Raw genomic sequence first — 18,938 nt, 5'->3', positions numbered from 1 at the left:
CACCTCTTCGTTGTCTCTCTCTTGGATGGAACCGTTTTCAAATCTTTCATTAACGACCGTTCCATCATTTGTTGTCCTTGTAATAAGAATGTTTTCTATTCTTTCACTATACCGAACGTCTCCATAAAAAAAAGAGGGGAAGTTTTTTCCCTCTCTCGTCAAAAAATTTTTACCTTAATTCATATTTCGTTAACTTGTATTTCAATGTCTGCTTGGAAACGCCCAGCCGCCGCGCCGTTTCTGCAATTATGCCATTTGCCTTGTTCAATTCCTCTGCAATAATCGCTCTTTCATACTCATCGACTTTCTCTTTTAAGTCCATTATTTTCCGCTCTCCCGGTACATCCAGCCGGTTTTCGTGATGCCGAATTTTTCTTGGCAGATCATCTACGGAAATGACACCTTCCTGCATTTGATTAATGGCTGTCTCAATGGCATTTTTCAGTTCTCTAACGTTGCCCGGCCACGAATATTGATGGAACAATTGGATGACCTCTGGCACCACTGCCTCAATCGCTACATTCATATGTTGCTGATAAAAACGGATAAACTGCCAGACGAGCAGTTCAATATCCTCTTTCCGTTCTTTCAACTCAGGCAAGTCGATTTGAATAACACCGACACGGTAATAAAAGTCCTCACGCATCCGCTTTTCTTGTAATAATGTTTCCGGCTCTTCATTGGTCGAAGAAATGAGGTGGACATCTAAACGGATATCCGTTGTTCCTCCTAAGCGGCGGATTGTCTTTTCTTCGATTACCTGCAATAGCTTGGCTTGAAGCTGAGGGCTTAATTCATTAATACCGTCAAGGAATAACGTACCGCCATTCGCCTGTTCAACAATGCCGATTTGTGTTTCTCCGTCATACTCTGTTCCCCATAGAACCTGATCCGCCCGATCTTCAGACAAGGCACGGCAATTCAACGTGATAAACGGCTGGCCAAAACGGTTGCTTCGATTATGGATCGCCTGTGCCACGATCTCTTTTCCCGTTCCTGTCTTTCCATAGATCAGGATAGTTGAATCATGCTGGGCAATGCGCTCCATTTTTTCTTTGATCGCTTTCATTCCCTCATTCTGCGTAATGAGATCGTCTATCGTATAAACTGTATTGTTTTTTCGGTAAATTTTATGGGTGGAGTAGTGATCCAAGTAGTGCATATGCTCTTTTGAATAAAAATGCTTGGAAAATTCTATGGCGCCGACCACAACACCATTCTCCTCAATCGGATATGTGGAACTGAGCGAATCATAGGTTTGTCCTGTTTTCGTTACGAGTTTCTGGTGGACCATCGTCATCGCTTCACCCGTATGTAATACCGTCATAATGGTACTGTTCTCATCTGTTAAATTCGTATAAAACGAAGTGACTTTCTTGCCTAAGAAATCCTCCGGGCGATGGCCTAACTTGGACAACACATTCAAGTCAGCCAAGTCATAGTAAAGCGTCTTCCCTTTATTATCAACGACCAGAACATTATCAAAATCCGATAACCGTTTGAAATTTTCCAAGTCTCGTATCATCTAACCCCACCTTACTCCACGCTGTTTAATCACTGCTTACACATTTCGAAAGAACAGAAGCAGTGCAATGATAATGGCCAGCATAACGACATAAAACAAAATTTTCTTCACCACAAGCAATCCCTCCTTGTCTTGTTTGTTCCACAAGACATGGCAGATTCCCTTTTATTATTTGCTACTTGCTTACGCTGAATTCATTTTATTTTAGCAGTCTTCTTCTAACGGAAAAAGCGGATTGCCTTTGGAATGTTTTATCAAATGGATGAAACTGATATCCCGAAAGAAATTGAGGGGTTCGGGACGGAAGTTACACAAAGCAGGTTGATCGAAATGATAAAAAAGCATGGCTATATTTCCGTGACGAAGAATATTGTTTCCCTGACGACTAAAGGACGAGTCCTTTACCAAGCAATTGAAGGCAACTTGCTGGCGAGTTCTTCGAAGGTTTCACCGCCAACAATGGCAATCAATTCAATGCCAGTCTGTCGCTTGAAAACGGCAAACTAAATTTAGTATTTCAGTAAGTCAGCAATTAAAAACGACGGACCCCCTGTAATAGGGCTCCGTCGTTTTAGTTTCAATTCTACTTCTGCATCTCTGTCCGTCTCCGCCACAACAGCCACCTCAACTGGTTTCTTTGAAAAGATCGCGTGCAAGATCAATCCCGTAATAAACCCGACAATCGCCGGTACAAGCCAAGCATTTCATTTTCACGGAACGGCAATCTGCCGACCGCTTCGTTAATAAGGGAAAGTGAATATGGTGTGCTGTTTTGGTTTCAAACATACTCACGAAAATGGCAAATAAGATGGCTCCCCGGTAGCCCCCGGCATTGGGAATGAATTTATTTAGGACATTATCATACGCTAACTCTCTAATATTCTTGATTCTTTTGCCATGGTTCAAAATATCATCTTTTTTTCATCAAATATATTTTTAAATAATATATTAATTTAATTAATTTTATAAAATAATGTTAACAACATAGTTAAAACTATTCGTATATCCATTTTATTGTCTTTGATCAAAACATAAAAATATAAAAACAACTCTTCGCATTAAAAAGTGCTAAATAATTGTCGGCACACAAATTTTTTTAGCTTTCTTTAATATGATATAGTAGTGATATAGTTGATATAGTTGTACAACGAAATATTGATACTCCCCTTTGATAACCCTTTCAAATTTTGTCACTTATCCACTTGTGAATATACGGAAATTCCCCAGAGGAAGAAAACGTCAAGACGTTCTATTTAAATAAACAATCTTTTGTTTTGTATATATAGTAAATTAAAAGCCTTTAAAATAAAAGGCTTTTAATTTACACTTAATAAGAACCTGTGTTCCCAAAAATACTGTAACTAATAAAAAGGAGGATATTGATATGCTTGAAGATATCGAAGTATTGGAAATGTTGCAGCCTAAGATTCAAAGTGTCTTGTCAAAAACTAACTTCCAGGAAAGAAATGATCTCGAACAAGAACTAAAATTGAAAGTACTATCCAAATTACCGAATATCAACAAAGTAAATATCCCCAATTTTTTTGAGCTTCTTGATAAAGAGATTATCCCAAAGTAAATCAAAACAGAGAGCTATTCACAACCGAATAGCTCTCAGACTGTAGACAAAGTCACTTTGAGATGAATAGAATTGCATATACCAATCGGCAGTGAGCGCAACTTCGCTTTCCATGGGCTTGGCTTCAGCCTCCTCGTCACTCCGTTCCTGCGGGGTCTTCAGCTCAAGCTATTCCCATAGGAGTCTTCGTTGCGCTCCCTGCCTTTAATACAATTTCTTAATTGTTGAGTAAATACATGAAGACTCTCTAAACTTCTTTTATACGAGGTCTATCATATTAATTATTAATAACAACATACCTTGTTAGCAGAACATCCGTTGATTGGAGCGGAAGACGTCGACTCCTGGGGGATCAGCGGGACAGGTGAGACCCCACAGGGAGGGCAGCGGACGAGGAGGCTCACCGCCCGCCCCCCGGAAAGCGACGCCAGAAGCGTAAATCAACTTTACTAGGAATCTAAATGTAAGTAGCGGTTGTATATTATTTTTATACGCCACAACAAATTAATATGCTTTTGTCTACGCTCTGAGAGCTATTCACAACCGAATAGCTCTTTTTTGTGGATTTTTATATTACTGGTTGTAGTATTCTTTATTTTTATCCCTTTACATTAAAACGAAGCCAATGTCAGTTCCTTCATAACAAAAAAAGAACTAGTGAAACTAATACGTACATTAGAGGAGGATGTAAAATGAGTGACGTCGATTTATTTCAATTGATAGGGAATTTCGGTTTTCCGATTGTGATGACGGTTTACTTATTACACCGGTTCGAAAAAAAAATAGAAAGATTAGAACAAGTAATACAAGAATTAGCTAAAATCATATCCATAAAAAGAAAATGACTACTTGACGAATGGAAAAGGACACTGAACCTACACATGTTTGGTCCTTGCTCCTTGTTCTCCTCCATAATTCCAAAAGACATATCCATCTTCAGTTTCATAATACTTCATTCAATTTTAGGATAAACAATCAATTAATTCCTCTGTCAGAATCAGATCTCCAAGGACGTAGTTCAATTGCCCAGACTTACCACTATACTTCGTAAAAGAGGAAACTCTCTTTATGAAGGTAACGAGTTCGTCAAATATTAACTTCAAGCTTCCCATTTGCTTGTAAAGTTTACCGAGCAGTCAGTGCCTGCTTGTTCAAAATGGCCAAAGAGTGGCAGGCAACAGATAGTGATTCGTATGTATTTGACTATCGATTCTCCTATTACCGCCGCCCGGGTGGCAGAATTCATAACGAAAACCATAATAAACTACAAAACGCTCAACCTTTGACCGAACCCTTTTTTCATTCGGAGGAACTATCTTTCACCACGATTATCGAAACGAGGTCTGTGTAACTCCTCTAGAGAAAAGATCATATCCTCTAGCCTATTAAGAATGCAATCACGGTTTTGGGAAAGGAATACTTGAAATAGAAAGCGCTGCTGTAGAGGAAAGAGAGCACTAGATAATGCCCCAATGGCCTCTTCTCCTTTCTATAAGAATGAAGCTTCCACCATATCCAATTATCGTTTGGCCCCCTTTTAGATCTCATAGCTCTAAATTAAACAGACTACGGATTAATTTTTCGTAGTCTGTTTGATCTTTCTTTAGATTTGTTACTGAACTCAGTCCGGGTAAAGTTTAGCAAATACGGCATTACGAATAGCATGCATTCTGCTATAAATATTTTTACCTGGACATAATGTTGCAGATATATCCTTGTGACCAACTATTTTAGATGGCTCTATGTTGTAATCGTAGCAAAGCCATGCTAATAGATTTACTAATCTAGATTCTTGGGTTGCAGTAAAAGACCGCTCTTCGTAGTTACCATGAACGGAAACACCAATAGAATAACTATTAGCATTACCTGCATGATAACCCACTTTAATACTAGGATTGCCTTCAAGGATCGTACCGTTTTTCCCAATAGTAAAATGATAAGCCAAGTCACAGTAATTAATGCTTTTAAAATAATCTTGCAACCATTTCTGATGCTGATTTTCTGTCCGTTTAGAAACAGTGGTGTTATTAGAAGCACAGTGATGAACTATGATTTGAGTAACAGAACTCTTTGCTAACTTAGGAAGAGTACAACTAGGTGCTGTTGCCCCCCATTGGCTTCTAGTAGTCATAGAAGGTTTTGGTTGATAAGTTTTAGCCATGGGTTTTCCCCTCTTTCATATTATTTTTTGTTATTACTTAAAGGGGAGTTAAGAGGAAATTTACAACCTACGTTAAATTTTTTTCGTAATTTATGTTACTTTATTTATGTCCCTTCTTTGAGATTTTCAAGTAGGGACGTTTTCTTTTCCTTTTTTTCACAAAAAAATACCCAGAAAGAACACGCAGAACGTGCCCAATCCAGGTTTTCCTGTTATGTTAAAGCAAAATTTTTCACATTATTGAAGTTAGGCGCTTACTCAGTGAGATGATCAAGTTTTTTGTCTTGAGGGGTTCCTGAGTGGTTAGTTTTTTTGCTTAACAATTGATTCGTTGTAGAGCAGACCTCGATTAACTATACTTTACTCCTTACCTTTTTATATTCCAAGCTCTTCGTTACATCTATTGCATGAATCAACTCATGTATTTCCAATTCAAGTTTATTTATCTTTTTTTCAAATCGTTGTAACAAATATATTGTAATTAGAATAGGAAAAGCTCCATTACCTATCATTTGAATAATCGTAATTTCATCTAGCATCCAATTCACCTCGAATTCTACGCAAGGCATTATTTTTTGTTTTACTAATCGATTGTTGGGAAACTAATAATAATTTTGATATCTCCGTGTCCTTCAAATCTTTAATATAGGCTAAATACAGTATTTGTTTCTGCCTTTCCGTTAAATTTTTGACTGCGTTAAGCAGTCTAGAGTCGTTTATATAATCTTCAATATTGTTACTCTCCAGAGAATATTTATTGATACTATCATCTTTTATTTGTTCAATTAAACTCGAATTTCCGTCACTGATTGGCTTGTCCAGGATTAAAAGAGTATTCTCCGAGAATTTTCGAATCTTTTTATCATAATTGATTGCTTCAAAATAAATCGTTTTGGAGAAATATGACACTAACCTGGCCTTATAACAATAAATATAAAATCTTTTATTGATTTTTTCTTTTAACTCTATTGAATTGCTCAAGAGATACTCATTGTACAATTGTCGATTACTATCAATACTTAAAAATCCAATTATTAAAGGGTTTCTTATACTACGACCATTAATTAACATAAATACCCCCCAATTAATAGAGTCTGTGTTCTTTATTATAACTATTAAAGGTGGAAAAAAAGGACTAAATACAACCCTTTTAAAATAAAACCCAATAGACCTAGTGATTAAAAAAGACAAACAGGAAGTATTACCTATTTGTCTTTAAAGTAATAAATTTTTATTAACGGCTATGAACATCTCTTACAACTCCAATCAAGAGCCATTCCCCTTCACGTTCTTTAGTGACAAATAGTAGCCGCAATCAACTCCTTGTTCAGTTGGTTTAGAGTAGTCCTCTACATACTTGGCATCAGAAAAATATGTGGAGATCGTGTTAATTACTCCGCCACTTTCAACAGATCCATCCGCTTATTAACCATTTCCGTCCTCTCCCTGGGACAACTTAATCATTAGACGAAAGGAAACATTTTTTAGTTTCAACCTTCTGAAGAGTGTTCCTTTTATATAAAGTAACCACTTTTTCACGGGAAAGTTAAGGAAGGTAACATATGCCTAGCCTGCTAGTAGTCAACATCTATCCATTTAGTTTTCGGTCGTAAATTAAAACAAGGTTATGATAAAAAGGAAATTTATCCATAATAGAAACACTAAAATGGAGAAGTTCTCTTGCTCGTTCACAGACTGCTCGTATATAGGTTCAAGTGCGGTAAAGTTAGGCAGAGGACTTCATTTGATCAGTCTTCTTCTAACGGAAAAAGCGGATTGCTTTTAAACTGTTTTATCAAATGGAAAAGGCGCCCCTGTTGTCCTTCCAACAGAGATGCCTTTCATGAAAACTTTTACATTTTTTTCGGCCAGAAGCTCCACTTGCCTAATTTGACGAGGATTGCCGGGATGAGCAGAGGACGGACGATAAACGTATCAATCAGAATCCCAAGTGCCATGATGAACCCGAACAGCTTCAATTCATAAATAGGCATCGTCGCTAAGACGAGGAATGTCGCCGCGAGAATCAAACCGGCCGAACTGATGACGCCACCCGTCCGTTCCAGACCTCTCCGCACCGCTTCATCAAACGGCAATGCTTTCATTTCCTCCCGAATTCGCGCAATCAACATAATCGAATAGTCCACGCCAAGTGCCACGAGGAAAACAAACGCATAGAGCGGCATTCGGTAACTGATGCCATCTAAGTCTAGAAAAACCCCAAACAGGAAGTACGAAAGTCCGAGCGTCGCCGCAAATGATAGAAGTATACTGCCCATCATATAAATCGGGGCCACAACTGACTTCGTCTGCAATCCAAGCATGATCGTGATCAAAATCGTCATCAAAATCATGACAACCCATGTATCCCGGTCATTGACATCCCGTACGTCAGCATTGATTGCGGACTCTCCCGCAATATGCAACTCAGCGCCAGACAGCCCGGCGTCTTTCAATAAAGAAGCTGCATTCTCCCGCAGCGTAAGCACGGTATCCAACGCTTGCGCGTCATATGGATTCCCTTTAAATGTTATGGAGAATTTTGCAGCATTCCCATCCGCATTGAGCGGATTGCCTTGCGCCGTCACATTCGCAATACCGGGAGTTTCCTTGATTTCGTTGACGACGGACTGGAGACCCTCTTGATTCAGCTCCTTGTCAGATACGATGAGGAGTGAACCTGGAGCCAAGCTGCCTTCCGAAAATGCATCACCGAGCCGTTCATATCCGACCCGGGAAGAGAGATCTTCCGGGAAGGAAGCGATCAAATCATAGGATTCCTTCATATTCGTGACATTCCAAGCTCCTAAGATAAGAAGAAGGATAATGGGAATCATGAAACGGAGCGGTTTTTCTGTCACCACACGCGCCACTTTCCCCCAGACCGTTTTCTTCTCGATCGTTTCCTCTCCGTACTTTGGAATGACCGGCCAAAATGCTTTTCTGCCAATCAAAGCAAACAACGCAGGCAGCAGTGTCAAACCTGCTATTAACATGGCAGCGGCAGCAATCGCGAAGACCGGTGCAAAATTGCGGTATGGTTCATAAAGCGCGAAGAAGAGCGTCGCCACTCCTAACACGATCGTGCTGCCGCTAAAGAAAATCGGCTCCCGCACATGGCGCATCGTTTCGCGCATGGCCGCACTAGCATTTTCATGCCGTTTCAACTCTTCCCGATACCGGGAGAAGATGAGCAAGGAGTAATCCGTTACGACCGCAAACAGCAAAATCGTCATAATGGACAGCGCTTGGCTGTCGACTCCGAACCATGCCTCTTTCGTCGCAAATCCGATGATTCGATCCACCAAGGCATAGACGATGCCTGCGCCAACGAGCGGAATGAGCGTCAGCAGCGGAGAACGGTAGATGACGAGCAGCAACACAAGGATCAAACCGACTGTCGACAAAAGCAGCACCAAGTCCGCCCGGCTGAATAACTCAACCGCATCCGATGCAATCCCTGCCGGCCCCGTCAAGGATGCTTCGATTTTATCATTCAAATCGGCTTCTGCAGCCGTTTTCACAGCACTGACCAGCTCATTCAGCTGCTTCCCTTCCAATGATTCAGGCAGGGAGAGCGGAATGAAAAACGTTTTCTCATCCTCTGAAACAAACGATTGCCGTTGCTCCTTCTGCAGCATGGAAAGCGGCAGCACTTCAATGTCTTTGAATTGTTCATCGCTTGCCAGAGCAGATTCAACTGCTTTCGCAGTCTCTGTAATCTCCTCTTCTGAAAACCCTTGGTCCGTATGGAACACAGCGAATAATGGCAGCCCGCCGTCATTCGGGAAATACTTTTCCACTTCGTGAGCGGCGATGATGGATGCCGCATCAGAAGGCAGCCCGCCGTCTTTATTGGCAACGACAAACTCTTTGCCTCCTGGAGCTAAGGCAGACAGCACGCCTGCCAGAAGAATCCAAACCGCGACGGAGAGCCACCAGAACCGTTTTCTCGTATTCGCTTTTGTCATTTATCGCCATCCTTTTGGACAAACAATATCACAATGACAAAGAGCGCAAAGCTTAGCAAGAGAATGCTTCCACCGACGATATAGAAAATGAGAGAGAAGGTTTCATTCACACCGAATGGCTGGATGAATTGAAACCACATTCCCGCCGTTAACCCGATCGATCCTAAAATAGCAGACCAGCCGTGGACGGTCACCAGCTTTTTAGCGCGCACTTTATAAATCTTATAAAATACACCCCATGCAAAGACAGACAACCAACCGACTACGAGAATATGAGCGTGGATCGGCCGGAATGCATAGGAACCCGAACCTGCCATGTGGGAACCTAAAAACGCACCGATTACACCAAAAATCGCCGCCACCCGAATCAACCGTAAACTCCATTTTTCTTGCATTCTATTTTCCTCCTATTCCGTTCATGTTATATGGCTATCATAAAACCTCAACATGAACGGAACATGAACAAGACATTACAGTTTCGGAATGGTAATGGTAAATGTCGTTCCTTCGCCTTCGACACTAGCCACTTCGATCGTTCCTTTATGGAGTGTGACGACCTGTTGGACGATGGAGAGCCCAAGTCCGGTCCCTTCGATATTCCGTGTGCGGGAATCATCGACCCGGTAAAATCGTTCATAAAGCTTGTCAAAATGAGACGCAGGAATGCCGATGCCTGTATCACGCACCGTGACTGTGGCACAGTCTTCCCTATTCACTGCCGCCACTTCAATTTCCCCGCCTTCCTCTGTGTATTTCACCGCGTTGGAGAGCAGGTTTTCCCATACTTTTTCGAGGAATGCAGGATCCCCCTCGACTTCGATCTCCTCAATATCCATGGACAAGGACAGCACTTTATCCTCCAACGCCCATCGATATTTCCGGACAATATCTTTTAATTGCTCATCCAGGCGGAACCGTTTGTAGCGCAATGGGGATTCCAATTGGTCTAGTGACGTAAGGAGAAGCAGCTGCTTTGTGAGCGTCGACAGCCGATCCGTCTCGGAATTGATGATGCTGACGTAGTTCGTGCGTTCTTCTTCACGGACAGCCGGGTCCAGGAGCAACGTCGCATACCCTTTAATGTTTAAGAGCGGCGACTGAAAATCATGCGACACGTCACTGATGAATTGTTTCCGCATTCGGTCGCTCTGCTGGAGCCGATCGACCATCTTTTGAAAACTACTCGCCAGCTGGCCAATTTCGTCCCTCCGCTGAATATCGATTGGCTCATCAAAACGCTCCTGCGCTACTTTTTTCGTGGCAGCTGTCAGCATGGTAATCGGTTCGATCAGCTTCTTTGCGACAATTAGCATCGACAGTAAACTGAAAATCGCCATGACAATGACCATGCCGCCCAGCAAATAATGCACTTCCGTGAACAGGAACTTAATATCCGGCCGCATGAACAATGCATAATTCTTCCCGCCATGCGTGAACGGCACGCCGACCGTGTTCGCCAGCTGATCGGAGAAGAATCCCGTCATGAATGTCTCCGTCTTCAAGTCGCGCATCCCGTGGTAGGAATCACCTGCAAGCACGTCGTCCAATGTAGCGGCCGGAAGGTCCATTTTCCTGAAAGGCGCGCCGTACAGAACCGCCTCCCGATTTTCATTCACAATATACAGCTTGTACCCGATCGCAGCTTGCGTCTGCAAATACAGGTCGAGGTCAAGTTCCTCGTCGTTCTCGATGAATGACGCAATTTGCTCGGCAATGTTCATATTCTTTGCGTCATTTTTTCCTTTGAGCTGCTGGTGGTAATATGTATTGACAACGAGAAAGGCGACCAGTGCGCTCGTCATCATGATGCCGACTGTGAAAGACAGAAACCTTCCGTATAACGACTTCATACGTCATCTGTCTCCAGCTTATAGCCAACGCCGCGCACAGTCGTAATTCGGACAGGATCTCCGAGGCTGCCAAGTTTGTCGCGGAGCCGTTTCACATGGACATTGAGCGTCTGCTCGTCCCCTGCGTAATCGTAACCCCAGACACGCTCAATCAGGAAATCGCGCTCAAATACATGATTCGGTTTGGATGCGAGTAGAGACAGCAGCTCGAATTCTTTAAGTGGCAGGAGTAGCACTTTATTGCCAACCGTAACTTCATAGCTCTGTCGATTGATCTGCAAGGGACCGGCTTCGATCTGCACCCCGACCGCTTTATCGTAACGCCGCAGAATGGCATTGATGCGGAACAGCAGCTCCTTCGGCTCAAACGGCTTGACGACGTAATCATCAGACCCGGCCAGAAAGCCCTTTTCCTTGTCCTCTAGCTCCCCTTTTGCCGTCAGCAATAAAACCGGCACATCGGCCTCCCGCAGCTTTTTCGTCAGCGTGAAGCCGTCCATTCCGGGCATCATGACATCGACAACTGCGAGATCTGGCACATTCTTTTCAAGCAAGGCGAGCGCCTCCATGCCATTCAATGCTTTTTGCACGGTATACCTTGCCTGCGTCAAGTGAATCGCCACCAGCTCCAAAATATGCGGATCGTCATCCACAACTAATATATTCATCCAGACCTCTCCTTCCTTTTCAATGCTTTGCGCCATTCCGCATTCAACAGCCCGGAAACCAGGATGATGACCGCCGTCAGATAAAACCAGAGGACGAGCAGAATGACACCCGATATTTGGCCATATAATCGATTATACTCCACCTTTTGCACATACCCGTCAAATACGAGCGAGAACAATTGCCAGCCGAGTGCCGAAAACACTGCACCGGGCAGCACTTCCATCAATGTCATTCTCCCCGTCGGCACTACCTTGTAAAAGAGAAGAAAAAAGTTGAACAGGAACAGCGTCCCGATTCCCCATTTCAGCAAAGGCCATACATAGAGCCAGCCTCGCCAATCCTCCAGGGTATCGTAGTATGACACGACCTCATGCAGGGACCGTTCGATCAAAGGCAGAAATAGCGATAACGAAATGACAGCCATAAACAGCAGCGTCACCCCCAGGTCCCGGATAATCGCCTGCAGAATGCCGTATTTTCGGATGTAGCCGTTCGCCAGGTCAAGTGACCGGGCAAGCGATTGGACGGCCACAGAAGACAGCCAGAACGCCACAGCGAGACTGGTATAGAGGACATTGCCTTGCACTTTATAAAGTAGGCCTTTGACATTCTGTTCAATGATGACATACGCCTCTTCTGGCGCAAATGGACGAATGAATGCCAGCAGCCATTGTTCATTCACCGGCAAATAGCTGAGAAGCGAAAAGAGGAAAATGAGGAACGGAAACATCGAAAGCAATAGATAATAGGCCGTCTGGGCAGCCTGGTCGAAAAATCGCTCTTTGAAAAAGCGGACCGCTACGTTTCGGATGATGGTCATCGTCTCCTTTTCTTATGAAAAAGCCTTGAAACAAGTGTACGCATTCATTCCATTGAACATTCACTATCCGCTTCGAACGCATCCAAAACCTTATGTCAGTTTTCGTGACTCCCCGAGCTGCAGCACATGAAGACGGGAGGGATCCATCTTCAGCCTGTTCCATTCCGCATGCATCCGGTCCAGCGCTTCCTTCGGCGTATCATCGGCCAGCATGAAGGCGCCAAAATGGATTGGGATCATGTGGCACGCTTTCGTATCAAGGAACGCTTGAATTGCTTCCTCCGGATTCACATGCTGTTTCTTCATGAACCACTCGGGCTCATACGCCCCGATCGGCATAAGGCAATAATCAATGGAGAACCGTTCTCCGATCTCCTTGAAACCTCGGAAATGCCCGCTGTCTCCTGCAAAATAGACAGTCGGCCCATTATCAGGCTCAATCACCCAACCGCCCCAATGTGACCGATTCGTATCAAACAGCGTACGCTTGGTCCAATGCTGCGCAGGAACAAATGTGAGCGAGAGCGATTTAAAGTCAGCACGCTCTCCCCAGTGAAACTCCTGCACATCGGAAAGACCATGCCGCTCAAATGCACGCCTCAGCCCCGCTGGCACAAAAAACTTCGGCTTCCCCGGCAGCCGCTTGATCGACTGATAATGGAGATGGTCATAATGACTATGGGAAAGCAGCACAATATCAATCTCTGGCAATTCATCAAGACGCAAACCTGGCTCAGTCAGCCGCCGGTACATGCCCAGCCAGTTCGCCCACATCGGATCCGTAATTAAATTCACGCCCCCAAGCTGAATTAACACAGTGGAGTGTCCAATGAACGTAATGGATGGCACATCCCGATTCCCCTTCAGCCAGCTGACCTCTTTGATTTCCGCCTGGGGATGCTGATAAGACAAATCTTTTCGTTTCTTCCGGCGCTCCCACTGCCATTGCAGCAAATCTTTGAACGAACCAGTTACATCCACATCATCCAAATTAGAATAACGCATCTTGATAAATCCCCCTTTTCCCTATTTTATGAAATTAAGGATCATCTCTTCAATGAAAAACTCTTTCTTCAGTGACCATGGCAACTCATTGAGAGCGACTCTATGAAATGCCTCTGGCTTGGGATTTGGATGGGGTTCGTGCTGGGGTTCTGGCGTTCATTCTGGTTTTCTGGCGTTCGCGGCGGGGTTCTGGCGTTCGCGGCGGGGTTCTGGCGTTCATCCTGGTTTTCTGGCGTTCGCACCGGGTTTCTGGAGTTCATCCGTGGTTTCTGGCATTGGCACCGGGTTTCTGGAGTTCGCTTCGGACTTCTGGCGGTCACATTGATTCCCTGGCGCTCAAGCCGGTTATCTAGTGCTCTACTGCAAAATACCTTCCATTAAATTGCCTACTACATGAATTATCAATTTCATCTCAGCTAATTGTCATAAAAAGGACGTTAAAATTGCATTGACAACTGGTTGAGAATGATTATCATTAATAATGTACAAAAAAATAGAAAGAAGGTACCCTATGAAATCAAAAGGACTTGCCTCCATTATCGTAACAGTAGGTATCATTTTGGCGGGCTGTACGGAAAAAGAAGCTAAGCCAAGTTCAAATACAACAGAGACAGCTGTGGTAGATTTAACAGCTGAAACAGACGCATACAAACAATTCGCATTAGAGCAGATGGATCAATTTGTTTTGGAGACGCAGAAATTCGTAACTGCTGTCAAAGAAGGTGATTTGGAGACAGCGAAAGCAATTTATCCGACTGCCCGCATGTACTTTGAACGGTCTGAACCGATTGCAGAAAGCTTCGGAGATCTTGATCCTCGGATTGACGCACGCCTGGCCGACTTACAAGAGGAAGGCAAGGGAGAGGAAGATTGGACGGGTTACCATAAAATAGAATACGGCCTATGGGTGGATAACACAACAGCTGGCTACGAAGACATTGCCGATCAATTACTCAAAGATGCGAAAGAACTCCGGGCCCGTGTGGAAACTGTTGAAGTCACGCCAGATTTGATGATTACTGGTTCCGTAGACTTATTGAATGAAGTATCAACTTCAAAGATTACAGGTGAGGAAGAGATTTATTCCCATACTGACCTCTATGATTTCAAAGCAAATATCGAAGGAGCAGAAAAGATTTTTACAATCCTTCAAGACAAGATTGGCAAGAAGGACCCTGCACTTGTCGAGGAATTGACAGAGAAATTTTCCGCTATCAATGAATTACTATCAAAATATGAAGATGGCAAGGGCGGTTTTATTTCCTATGAACAACTGACTGCGGAAGATACAAAAGCATTATCAGAAGCTGTTAATCATCTCGGTGAACCGCTTAGCAACATGGGCATCATCATGGAGGGATAATACATGAGCGAACCAAAAGAAGAAAAGTTCTACGAGAAAAAGATATCCCGCCGCCAAATGCTGAAGTATACCGGCGTTGGAGCTGCAGGCGTCATGATTGGCGCATCCGGCATCGGCAGCGTTCTCAATGTATTTGGCATGGCAATGCCCGATGATGATGAAACCGCCAAGAATAAAATCAAATTTTACGGCGCCCATCAATCCGGTATTGCGACAGACGTCCCGACGCACATTTATTTTGCCTCTTTGGACGTCGTTGTTAAAACCAAGAAGGAGCTTCAGGACATCTTTAAAACATGGACACCGCTTTCCGTCCGTCTAATGAATGGAGAACCGGTGGGAGATACCTCGACAAATGGATACGTTCCTGCGAAGGATACAGGGGAAGCCAAAGGATTGGATGCAGCTAACCTGACACTTACTTTCGGGGTCGGCCCTTCCCTTTTCGACCGTCCTGAATTCGGTTTGGCATCCAAGCGACCGAAAGAATTGAAGGATCTTCCTCACTTCCCTAAGGATCAACTGGATCCAGCCTTCACAGGCGGCGAACTATGCATCCAGGCGTGTGCTGACGATCCGCAAGTCGCATTCCATGCAGTCCGAAACCTGATTCGCGCGGTATCCGGCAAGGTTTCATTGAAATGGTCGCAAGCTGGCTTTAACTCATTCCCGATGAAAAAAAATAAAAAACAAACACCGCGGAATCTATTCGCCTTTAAAGACGGCACTGCCAATATAAATACTGGAAGCAAAACCGACATGAACGAAGTCGTATGGATCAATCCGAATGAATCCAAGCCTTGGCTGACAGGGGGAACCTACTTAGTTGCAAGGAAGGTTCAAATGCATTTGGAAACGTGGGACCGTACTGCACTAGGTGAACAGGAAGCGACATTTGGACGCCATCGTGATTCCGGTGCACCGCTCGGCAAACAGCAAGAGTTCGATGAGGTCGACTTGGAAGAAAAGGATGCCTCCGGACGGCCGGTCATGCCGGCAGATTCACATGTTCGCCTGGCGAAAGAAGCAGGCACGCGCATTTTACGCCGCTCCTTCTCCTATTCATCCGGTATCATCGATTCTACAGGAACGTATGACGCGGGTCTGCTTTTCATTTCATTTCAAAAAGACCCGGAGCAATTCATTAAGATCCAGCGGAAATTTGGACGGGCCGATAAATTAAATGAATACATCACACACCGAGGCAGTGCGCTGTTCGCTTGCTTCCCTGGTATTCAAAAAGGGAGTTATATTGGTGAAGCACTTTTCAACTAACTACTTACGAATTCCCGTCCTCTTCTTGTTCTGTCTGCTGCTGATCGCTCAAAAGCCTGTATTTGCGGAGCAAACGTCGTTCAGCGATTTATATATCGCCATTGGAGACGCCATCATGAGCACAAAAGCAGGTGAGGACCAAGAAGCGACTGCAGCACTTCAGCAATTTGAAGAAACATGGAAGACGATGACGCCGACTGACAAAGAAGCGTCACAAAGCGTCTCGGATAAGCTCCAAGCTGCATTGGCAGCATCGAACGAGGAGCAAAAGCTTGCCGCACTAACTGATTTATCAAAAGCACTGCATGCATTCGAGAAAAAGGAAAACCCGGTCGATGAAGCCGCGGAGCGCGCAGCATTCAAGAAGGCCATTCAACCGGCCCTTACTGAACTGGAGACAGCCATCTCCACGAATGACAAGCAGACAATTGAAGAAGCCACCAAGAAGTTTCTCGCATCTTGGACTAAAAATGAAAGACCGGTCCGCGAGCAGGATATTGCGGCTTACGGTAAAATCGAAACTCAAATGTCATTTATGCGGATTGCACTCGCAGCAGACGAAACGGATTTCGAGCAAATCAGCGGCCAATACGACGCATTAAAAGCCGCCATTGACGATTTTGCCGCAGGTAAACAAGCTTCTAAAACGACAGGTACCTATACTGTCGCCACACTGATCGGCCAATTGGAGCAAAGTAAAGAAGCCATCCAGCAGAAGCAATATGACGAAGCGGCGGAAATCCTCCGTGAATTTATTGTCACCTGGCCCAATGTCGAAGGTGAAATTCGAACAAAGAACGCCACGTTGTATCAAAAGATTGAAAACGATCTGCCGTTCATTATCAGCGATCTGAGTAATGAACCCGTGAAGGCAGAGGAGGCGACCAAGAAAATTGATACCTTGCATACCGAATTATCATTGTTGACGGAAGACACCTCCTATCATTTCTGGGACTCCGCGCTCATCATGCTGCGCGAAGGCGTCGAAGCCCTTCTAGTGATCATCGGGCTGCTCGCCTTTCTCAAACGCGCCAACCAAGAACAAGGAAAGCGATGGATTTACGGAGGCGCCATTGCAGGCATTCTCGTAAGTATATTAGTTGCAATTCTCATGTCGACTTTATTCCAGTCCGTGACGATTGGTACGAGCCGCGAGAAAATGGAAAGCTACACCGGCCTGGCCGCTGCCATTCTAATGATTGGCGTAGGCGTCTGGCTGCATAGCAAATCGACCGTCTTATCATGGAATCAATACATTTCCAAGCGCCTAAACCACGCCATCTCCAAGCAAAGCGTATGGGCTATGGGAGCCATCAGCTTCCTCTCCATCGCCCGGGAAGGTGCCGAAACCATCGTCTTCTACGCAGGCATCGCGCCTAAGATGCCGACCAGTGAGTTCATTGCAGGCATTCTAGTGGCACTTGCCATCCTAGCCATCCTGACCGTCGTATTGCTGCGGATTACCGGACGGATCCCGGTCCACCGTTTCTTCGCCGTAGCAACCGTGCTCATTTACTTGCTAGCCTTTAAAATCATAGGCGTCAGCCTGCACATGCTACAAGTGACGGATGTCTTACCAACTCATATCATCACGGGGCTGCCGATCATCAACCTCATCGGCTTCTACCCAACTCAAGAAACATTGATTGGCCAATCACTCCTGCTGCTCGTCATCGCGGGAACAATGGTTTACAAGAGGAAACAAGAGCTTTCTACAAATTGAATTTGTCTATCGATGCAAGCTGCAGCCTTATCAGATTTCTGATGAGGCTGCAGTTTTTTTGTGTGAATATAGAGGTCGTGAGATTTGGTTTGGAGCATTTATTATAGTAACGTCCGATCAGCTGGGATAGTCAGGTTTCGGGAGATAGCTTAGGTAGGCATGGTTAGTATGAATTACTTTTGTAGTTCGTTTACTGATTGCACATAGCTGAAGATCTATTGAGGAGATAATTTAATATGTGATCTCCATTCCGTTTAGACGGTGATAGAATGGATTTAATCGGGGATAGACGATGTCATGGGGACCTTTTTGGCCATGGGGATTATGACAGGAGAGACCATGTTTTGCGTGGCCTGAGGTTCTCCAGCGTGTCTGCTATCAGCTTAAGACTGCAGCACCTGCCTGGCTATCTTTATAAGAAGAATTGCCATGGCAAATCTACCTGAATTGTTCTCAAGCAGTGAGCCATTCCGTTTAGGCCGTGATAAACAATACATATAATGAAGAACATTTTTGACACGGATAATATTACAACTGTCTAAGCTGATGTTAATCAGGTGCCAAGTGGCTTTGCTAATCAACGATCTCTATCGCAACTCACCAAGTCTCATTCGCCATATTATAATCCATCCTACACAGGGTATGGACATTACCCGGCGACGTCCTACTCTCATAGGGACGCAGCTTTGCCGCTTTACTACCATCGGTTCTTACAAGTTGGCGGTATCTGATATCTTACTCTCACAGGGAAGCGGCAAATCCGCTTTACTAGCCATCTATTCATGCAAGAATTTTAAAATTTTTAACAAGATCTATTAGGATACCTTGCGGTATCTGTTTTTTTAATACACAAAAAAAACATCCCCCACAAGGGATGGCCTTTGCCCAGCGACGTGCTACTCTCACAAGGGGAAGCCCTGCGAAATTTGCACCTCCGGTGTAAATTATCGCAAAGCGGCAAAGCGCTTTACTCCGGTATCCAACTTATAAGAGCACA

16 protein-coding genes are annotated in these 18,938 nt (G+C 44.3%); 6 read left to right on the top strand and 10 right to left on the bottom strand.

Annotation, left to right across the window (positions count from 1 at the left end; translation table 11 throughout):
- Window positions 1-169 precede the first annotated feature (169 nt).
- Window positions 170-1,525, bottom strand: a complete 1,356-nt coding sequence (locus ACSW3C_RS14195) for a sigma-54 interaction domain-containing protein (RefSeq protein WP_486563429.1) — start codon at window positions 1,523-1,525, stop codon at window positions 170-172.
- Window positions 1,526-1,771: 246 nt separating this feature from the next.
- Here ACSW3C_RS14195 and ACSW3C_RS14190 point away from each other — a divergent pair, with 246 nt between their 5' ends.
- From ACSW3C_RS14190 to ACSW3C_RS14180, 3 genes are all read left to right on the top strand, one after another.
- The gene (locus tag ACSW3C_RS14190) at window positions 1,772-2,032 is read left to right on the top strand and encodes a hypothetical protein (RefSeq protein WP_486563427.1); all 261 of its coding nucleotides are present in this window, start codon (window positions 1,772-1,774) and stop codon (window positions 2,030-2,032) included.
- Between the two features lie 877 nt (window positions 2,033-2,909).
- Window positions 2,910-3,104 (top strand): hypothetical protein, encoded by a 195-nt coding sequence (locus ACSW3C_RS14185; protein WP_486563425.1) that lies wholly within the window; start codon window positions 2,910-2,912, stop codon window positions 3,102-3,104.
- Window positions 3,105-3,796: 692 nt separating this feature from the next.
- Entirely contained in the window at window positions 3,797-3,949 is a 153-nt protein-coding gene (locus tag ACSW3C_RS14180; protein WP_486563423.1) for a YvrJ family protein, read from the top strand.
- A 776-nt stretch (window positions 3,950-4,725) separates the two neighbouring features.
- Here the strand turns inward: ACSW3C_RS14180 and ACSW3C_RS14175 are convergent.
- From ACSW3C_RS14175 to ACSW3C_RS14135, 9 genes are all read right to left on the bottom strand, one after another.
- Window positions 4,726-5,265 carry a peptidoglycan recognition protein family protein gene (locus tag ACSW3C_RS14175; protein ID WP_486563422.1) on the bottom strand — a complete coding sequence of 180 codons (540 nt, stop codon included), beginning with the start codon at window positions 5,263-5,265 and terminating at the stop codon, window positions 4,726-4,728.
- 353 nt (window positions 5,266-5,618) lie between these two features.
- On the bottom strand, window positions 5,619-5,777 hold the full coding sequence (locus ACSW3C_RS14170) for a YvrJ family protein (RefSeq protein WP_486563656.1): 159 nt from the start codon (window positions 5,775-5,777) through the stop codon (window positions 5,619-5,621).
- Between the two features lie 16 nt (window positions 5,778-5,793).
- A complete protein-coding gene (locus ACSW3C_RS14165; RefSeq protein ID WP_486563420.1) occupies window positions 5,794-6,336 on the bottom strand; it encodes a sigma-70 family RNA polymerase sigma factor in 543 nt (180 codons plus the stop codon).
- Between the two features lie 782 nt (window positions 6,337-7,118).
- Window positions 7,119-9,236 carry an MMPL family transporter gene (locus tag ACSW3C_RS14160; protein WP_486563418.1) on the bottom strand — a complete coding sequence of 706 codons (2,118 nt, stop codon included), beginning with the start codon at window positions 9,234-9,236 and terminating at the stop codon, window positions 7,119-7,121.
- The gene (locus ACSW3C_RS14155; RefSeq protein ID WP_486563416.1) at window positions 9,233-9,631 is read right to left on the bottom strand and encodes a hypothetical protein; all 399 of its coding nucleotides are present in this window, start codon (window positions 9,629-9,631) and stop codon (window positions 9,233-9,235) included. Before ACSW3C_RS14155 ends, ACSW3C_RS14160 begins: the two co-directional genes overlap by 4 nt.
- A 75-nt stretch (window positions 9,632-9,706) precedes the next feature.
- A complete protein-coding gene (locus ACSW3C_RS14150; protein ID WP_486563414.1) occupies window positions 9,707-11,086 on the bottom strand; it encodes a sensor histidine kinase in 1,380 nt (459 codons plus the stop codon).
- Window positions 11,083-11,754: a response regulator transcription factor gene (locus ACSW3C_RS14145; RefSeq protein ID WP_486563412.1), complete on the bottom strand. Its 672-nt coding sequence runs from the start codon at window positions 11,752-11,754 to the stop codon at window positions 11,083-11,085. The genes ACSW3C_RS14150 and ACSW3C_RS14145 overlap by 4 nt, the downstream gene beginning before the upstream one ends.
- A complete protein-coding gene (locus ACSW3C_RS14140) occupies window positions 11,751-12,575 on the bottom strand; it encodes a YihY/virulence factor BrkB family protein (protein ID WP_486563410.1) in 825 nt (274 codons plus the stop codon). The genes ACSW3C_RS14145 and ACSW3C_RS14140 overlap by 4 nt, the downstream gene beginning before the upstream one ends.
- A 90-nt stretch (window positions 12,576-12,665) precedes the next feature.
- The gene (locus ACSW3C_RS14135; RefSeq protein ID WP_486563408.1) at window positions 12,666-13,580 is read right to left on the bottom strand and encodes an MBL fold metallo-hydrolase; all 915 of its coding nucleotides are present in this window, start codon (window positions 13,578-13,580) and stop codon (window positions 12,666-12,668) included.
- 511 nt (window positions 13,581-14,091) lie between these two features.
- Here ACSW3C_RS14135 and efeO point away from each other — a divergent pair.
- The 3 genes from efeO to ACSW3C_RS14120 are packed head-to-tail and all read left to right on the top strand — an operon-like array spanning window position 14,092 to window position 17,941.
- Window positions 14,092-14,943: an iron uptake system protein EfeO gene (gene efeO, locus ACSW3C_RS14130; protein WP_486563406.1), complete on the top strand. Its 852-nt coding sequence runs from the start codon at window positions 14,092-14,094 to the stop codon at window positions 14,941-14,943.
- A 3-nt stretch (window positions 14,944-14,946) separates the two neighbouring features.
- Window positions 14,947-16,218 (top strand): iron uptake transporter deferrochelatase/peroxidase subunit, encoded by a 1,272-nt coding sequence (gene efeB / locus ACSW3C_RS14125; RefSeq protein WP_486563404.1) that lies wholly within the window; start codon window positions 14,947-14,949, stop codon window positions 16,216-16,218.
- Complete coding sequence (locus ACSW3C_RS14120; protein WP_486563402.1) at window positions 16,199-17,941, top strand: FTR1 family iron permease; 1,743 nt, start codon at window positions 16,199-16,201, stop codon at window positions 17,939-17,941. Before efeB ends, ACSW3C_RS14120 begins: the two co-directional genes overlap by 20 nt.
- The last annotated feature ends 997 nt before the right edge of the window (window positions 17,942-18,938 follow it).

The sequence above is a fragment of the Sporosarcina sp. AD_1 genome, assembly GCF_057373025.1.
This window is presented reverse-complemented; position numbering and strand designations above follow the sequence as displayed.

What these genes read in the sequence shown, in the direction of transcription:
- ACSW3C_RS14195 (WP_486563429.1), bottom strand. Translation starts at nt 1,525, where the DNA reads ATGATACGAGACTTGGAAAATTTCAAACGGTTATCGGATTTTGATAAT.
- ACSW3C_RS14190 (WP_486563427.1), top strand. Translation starts at nt 1,772, where the DNA reads ATGTTTTATCAAATGGATGAAACTGATATCCCGAAAGAAATTGAGGGG.
- ACSW3C_RS14185 (WP_486563425.1), top strand. Translation starts at nt 2,910, where the DNA reads ATGCTTGAAGATATCGAAGTATTGGAAATGTTGCAGCCTAAGATTCAA.
- ACSW3C_RS14180 (WP_486563423.1), top strand. Translation starts at nt 3,797, where the DNA reads ATGAGTGACGTCGATTTATTTCAATTGATAGGGAATTTCGGTTTTCCG.
- ACSW3C_RS14175 (WP_486563422.1), bottom strand. Translation starts at nt 5,265, where the DNA reads ATGGCTAAAACTTATCAACCAAAACCTTCTATGACTACTAGAAGCCAA.
- ACSW3C_RS14170 (WP_486563656.1), bottom strand. Translation starts at nt 5,777, where the DNA reads ATGATAGGTAATGGAGCTTTTCCTATTCTAATTACAATATATTTGTTA.
- ACSW3C_RS14165 (WP_486563420.1), bottom strand. Translation starts at nt 6,336, where the DNA reads ATGTTAATTAATGGTCGTAGTATAAGAAACCCTTTAATAATTGGATTT.
- ACSW3C_RS14160 (WP_486563418.1), bottom strand. Translation starts at nt 9,236, where the DNA reads ATGACAAAAGCGAATACGAGAAAACGGTTCTGGTGGCTCTCCGTCGCG.
- ACSW3C_RS14155 (WP_486563416.1), bottom strand. Translation starts at nt 9,631, where the DNA reads ATGCAAGAAAAATGGAGTTTACGGTTGATTCGGGTGGCGGCGATTTTT.
- ACSW3C_RS14150 (WP_486563414.1), bottom strand. Translation starts at nt 11,086, where the DNA reads ATGAAGTCGTTATACGGAAGGTTTCTGTCTTTCACAGTCGGCATCATG.
- ACSW3C_RS14145 (WP_486563412.1), bottom strand. Translation starts at nt 11,754, where the DNA reads ATGAATATATTAGTTGTGGATGACGATCCGCATATTTTGGAGCTGGTG.
- ACSW3C_RS14140 (WP_486563410.1), bottom strand. Translation starts at nt 12,575, where the DNA reads ATGACCATCATCCGAAACGTAGCGGTCCGCTTTTTCAAAGAGCGATTT.
- ACSW3C_RS14135 (WP_486563408.1), bottom strand. Translation starts at nt 13,580, where the DNA reads ATGCGTTATTCTAATTTGGATGATGTGGATGTAACTGGTTCGTTCAAA.
- efeO (WP_486563406.1), top strand. Translation starts at nt 14,092, where the DNA reads ATGAAATCAAAAGGACTTGCCTCCATTATCGTAACAGTAGGTATCATT.
- efeB (WP_486563404.1), top strand. Translation starts at nt 14,947, where the DNA reads ATGAGCGAACCAAAAGAAGAAAAGTTCTACGAGAAAAAGATATCCCGC.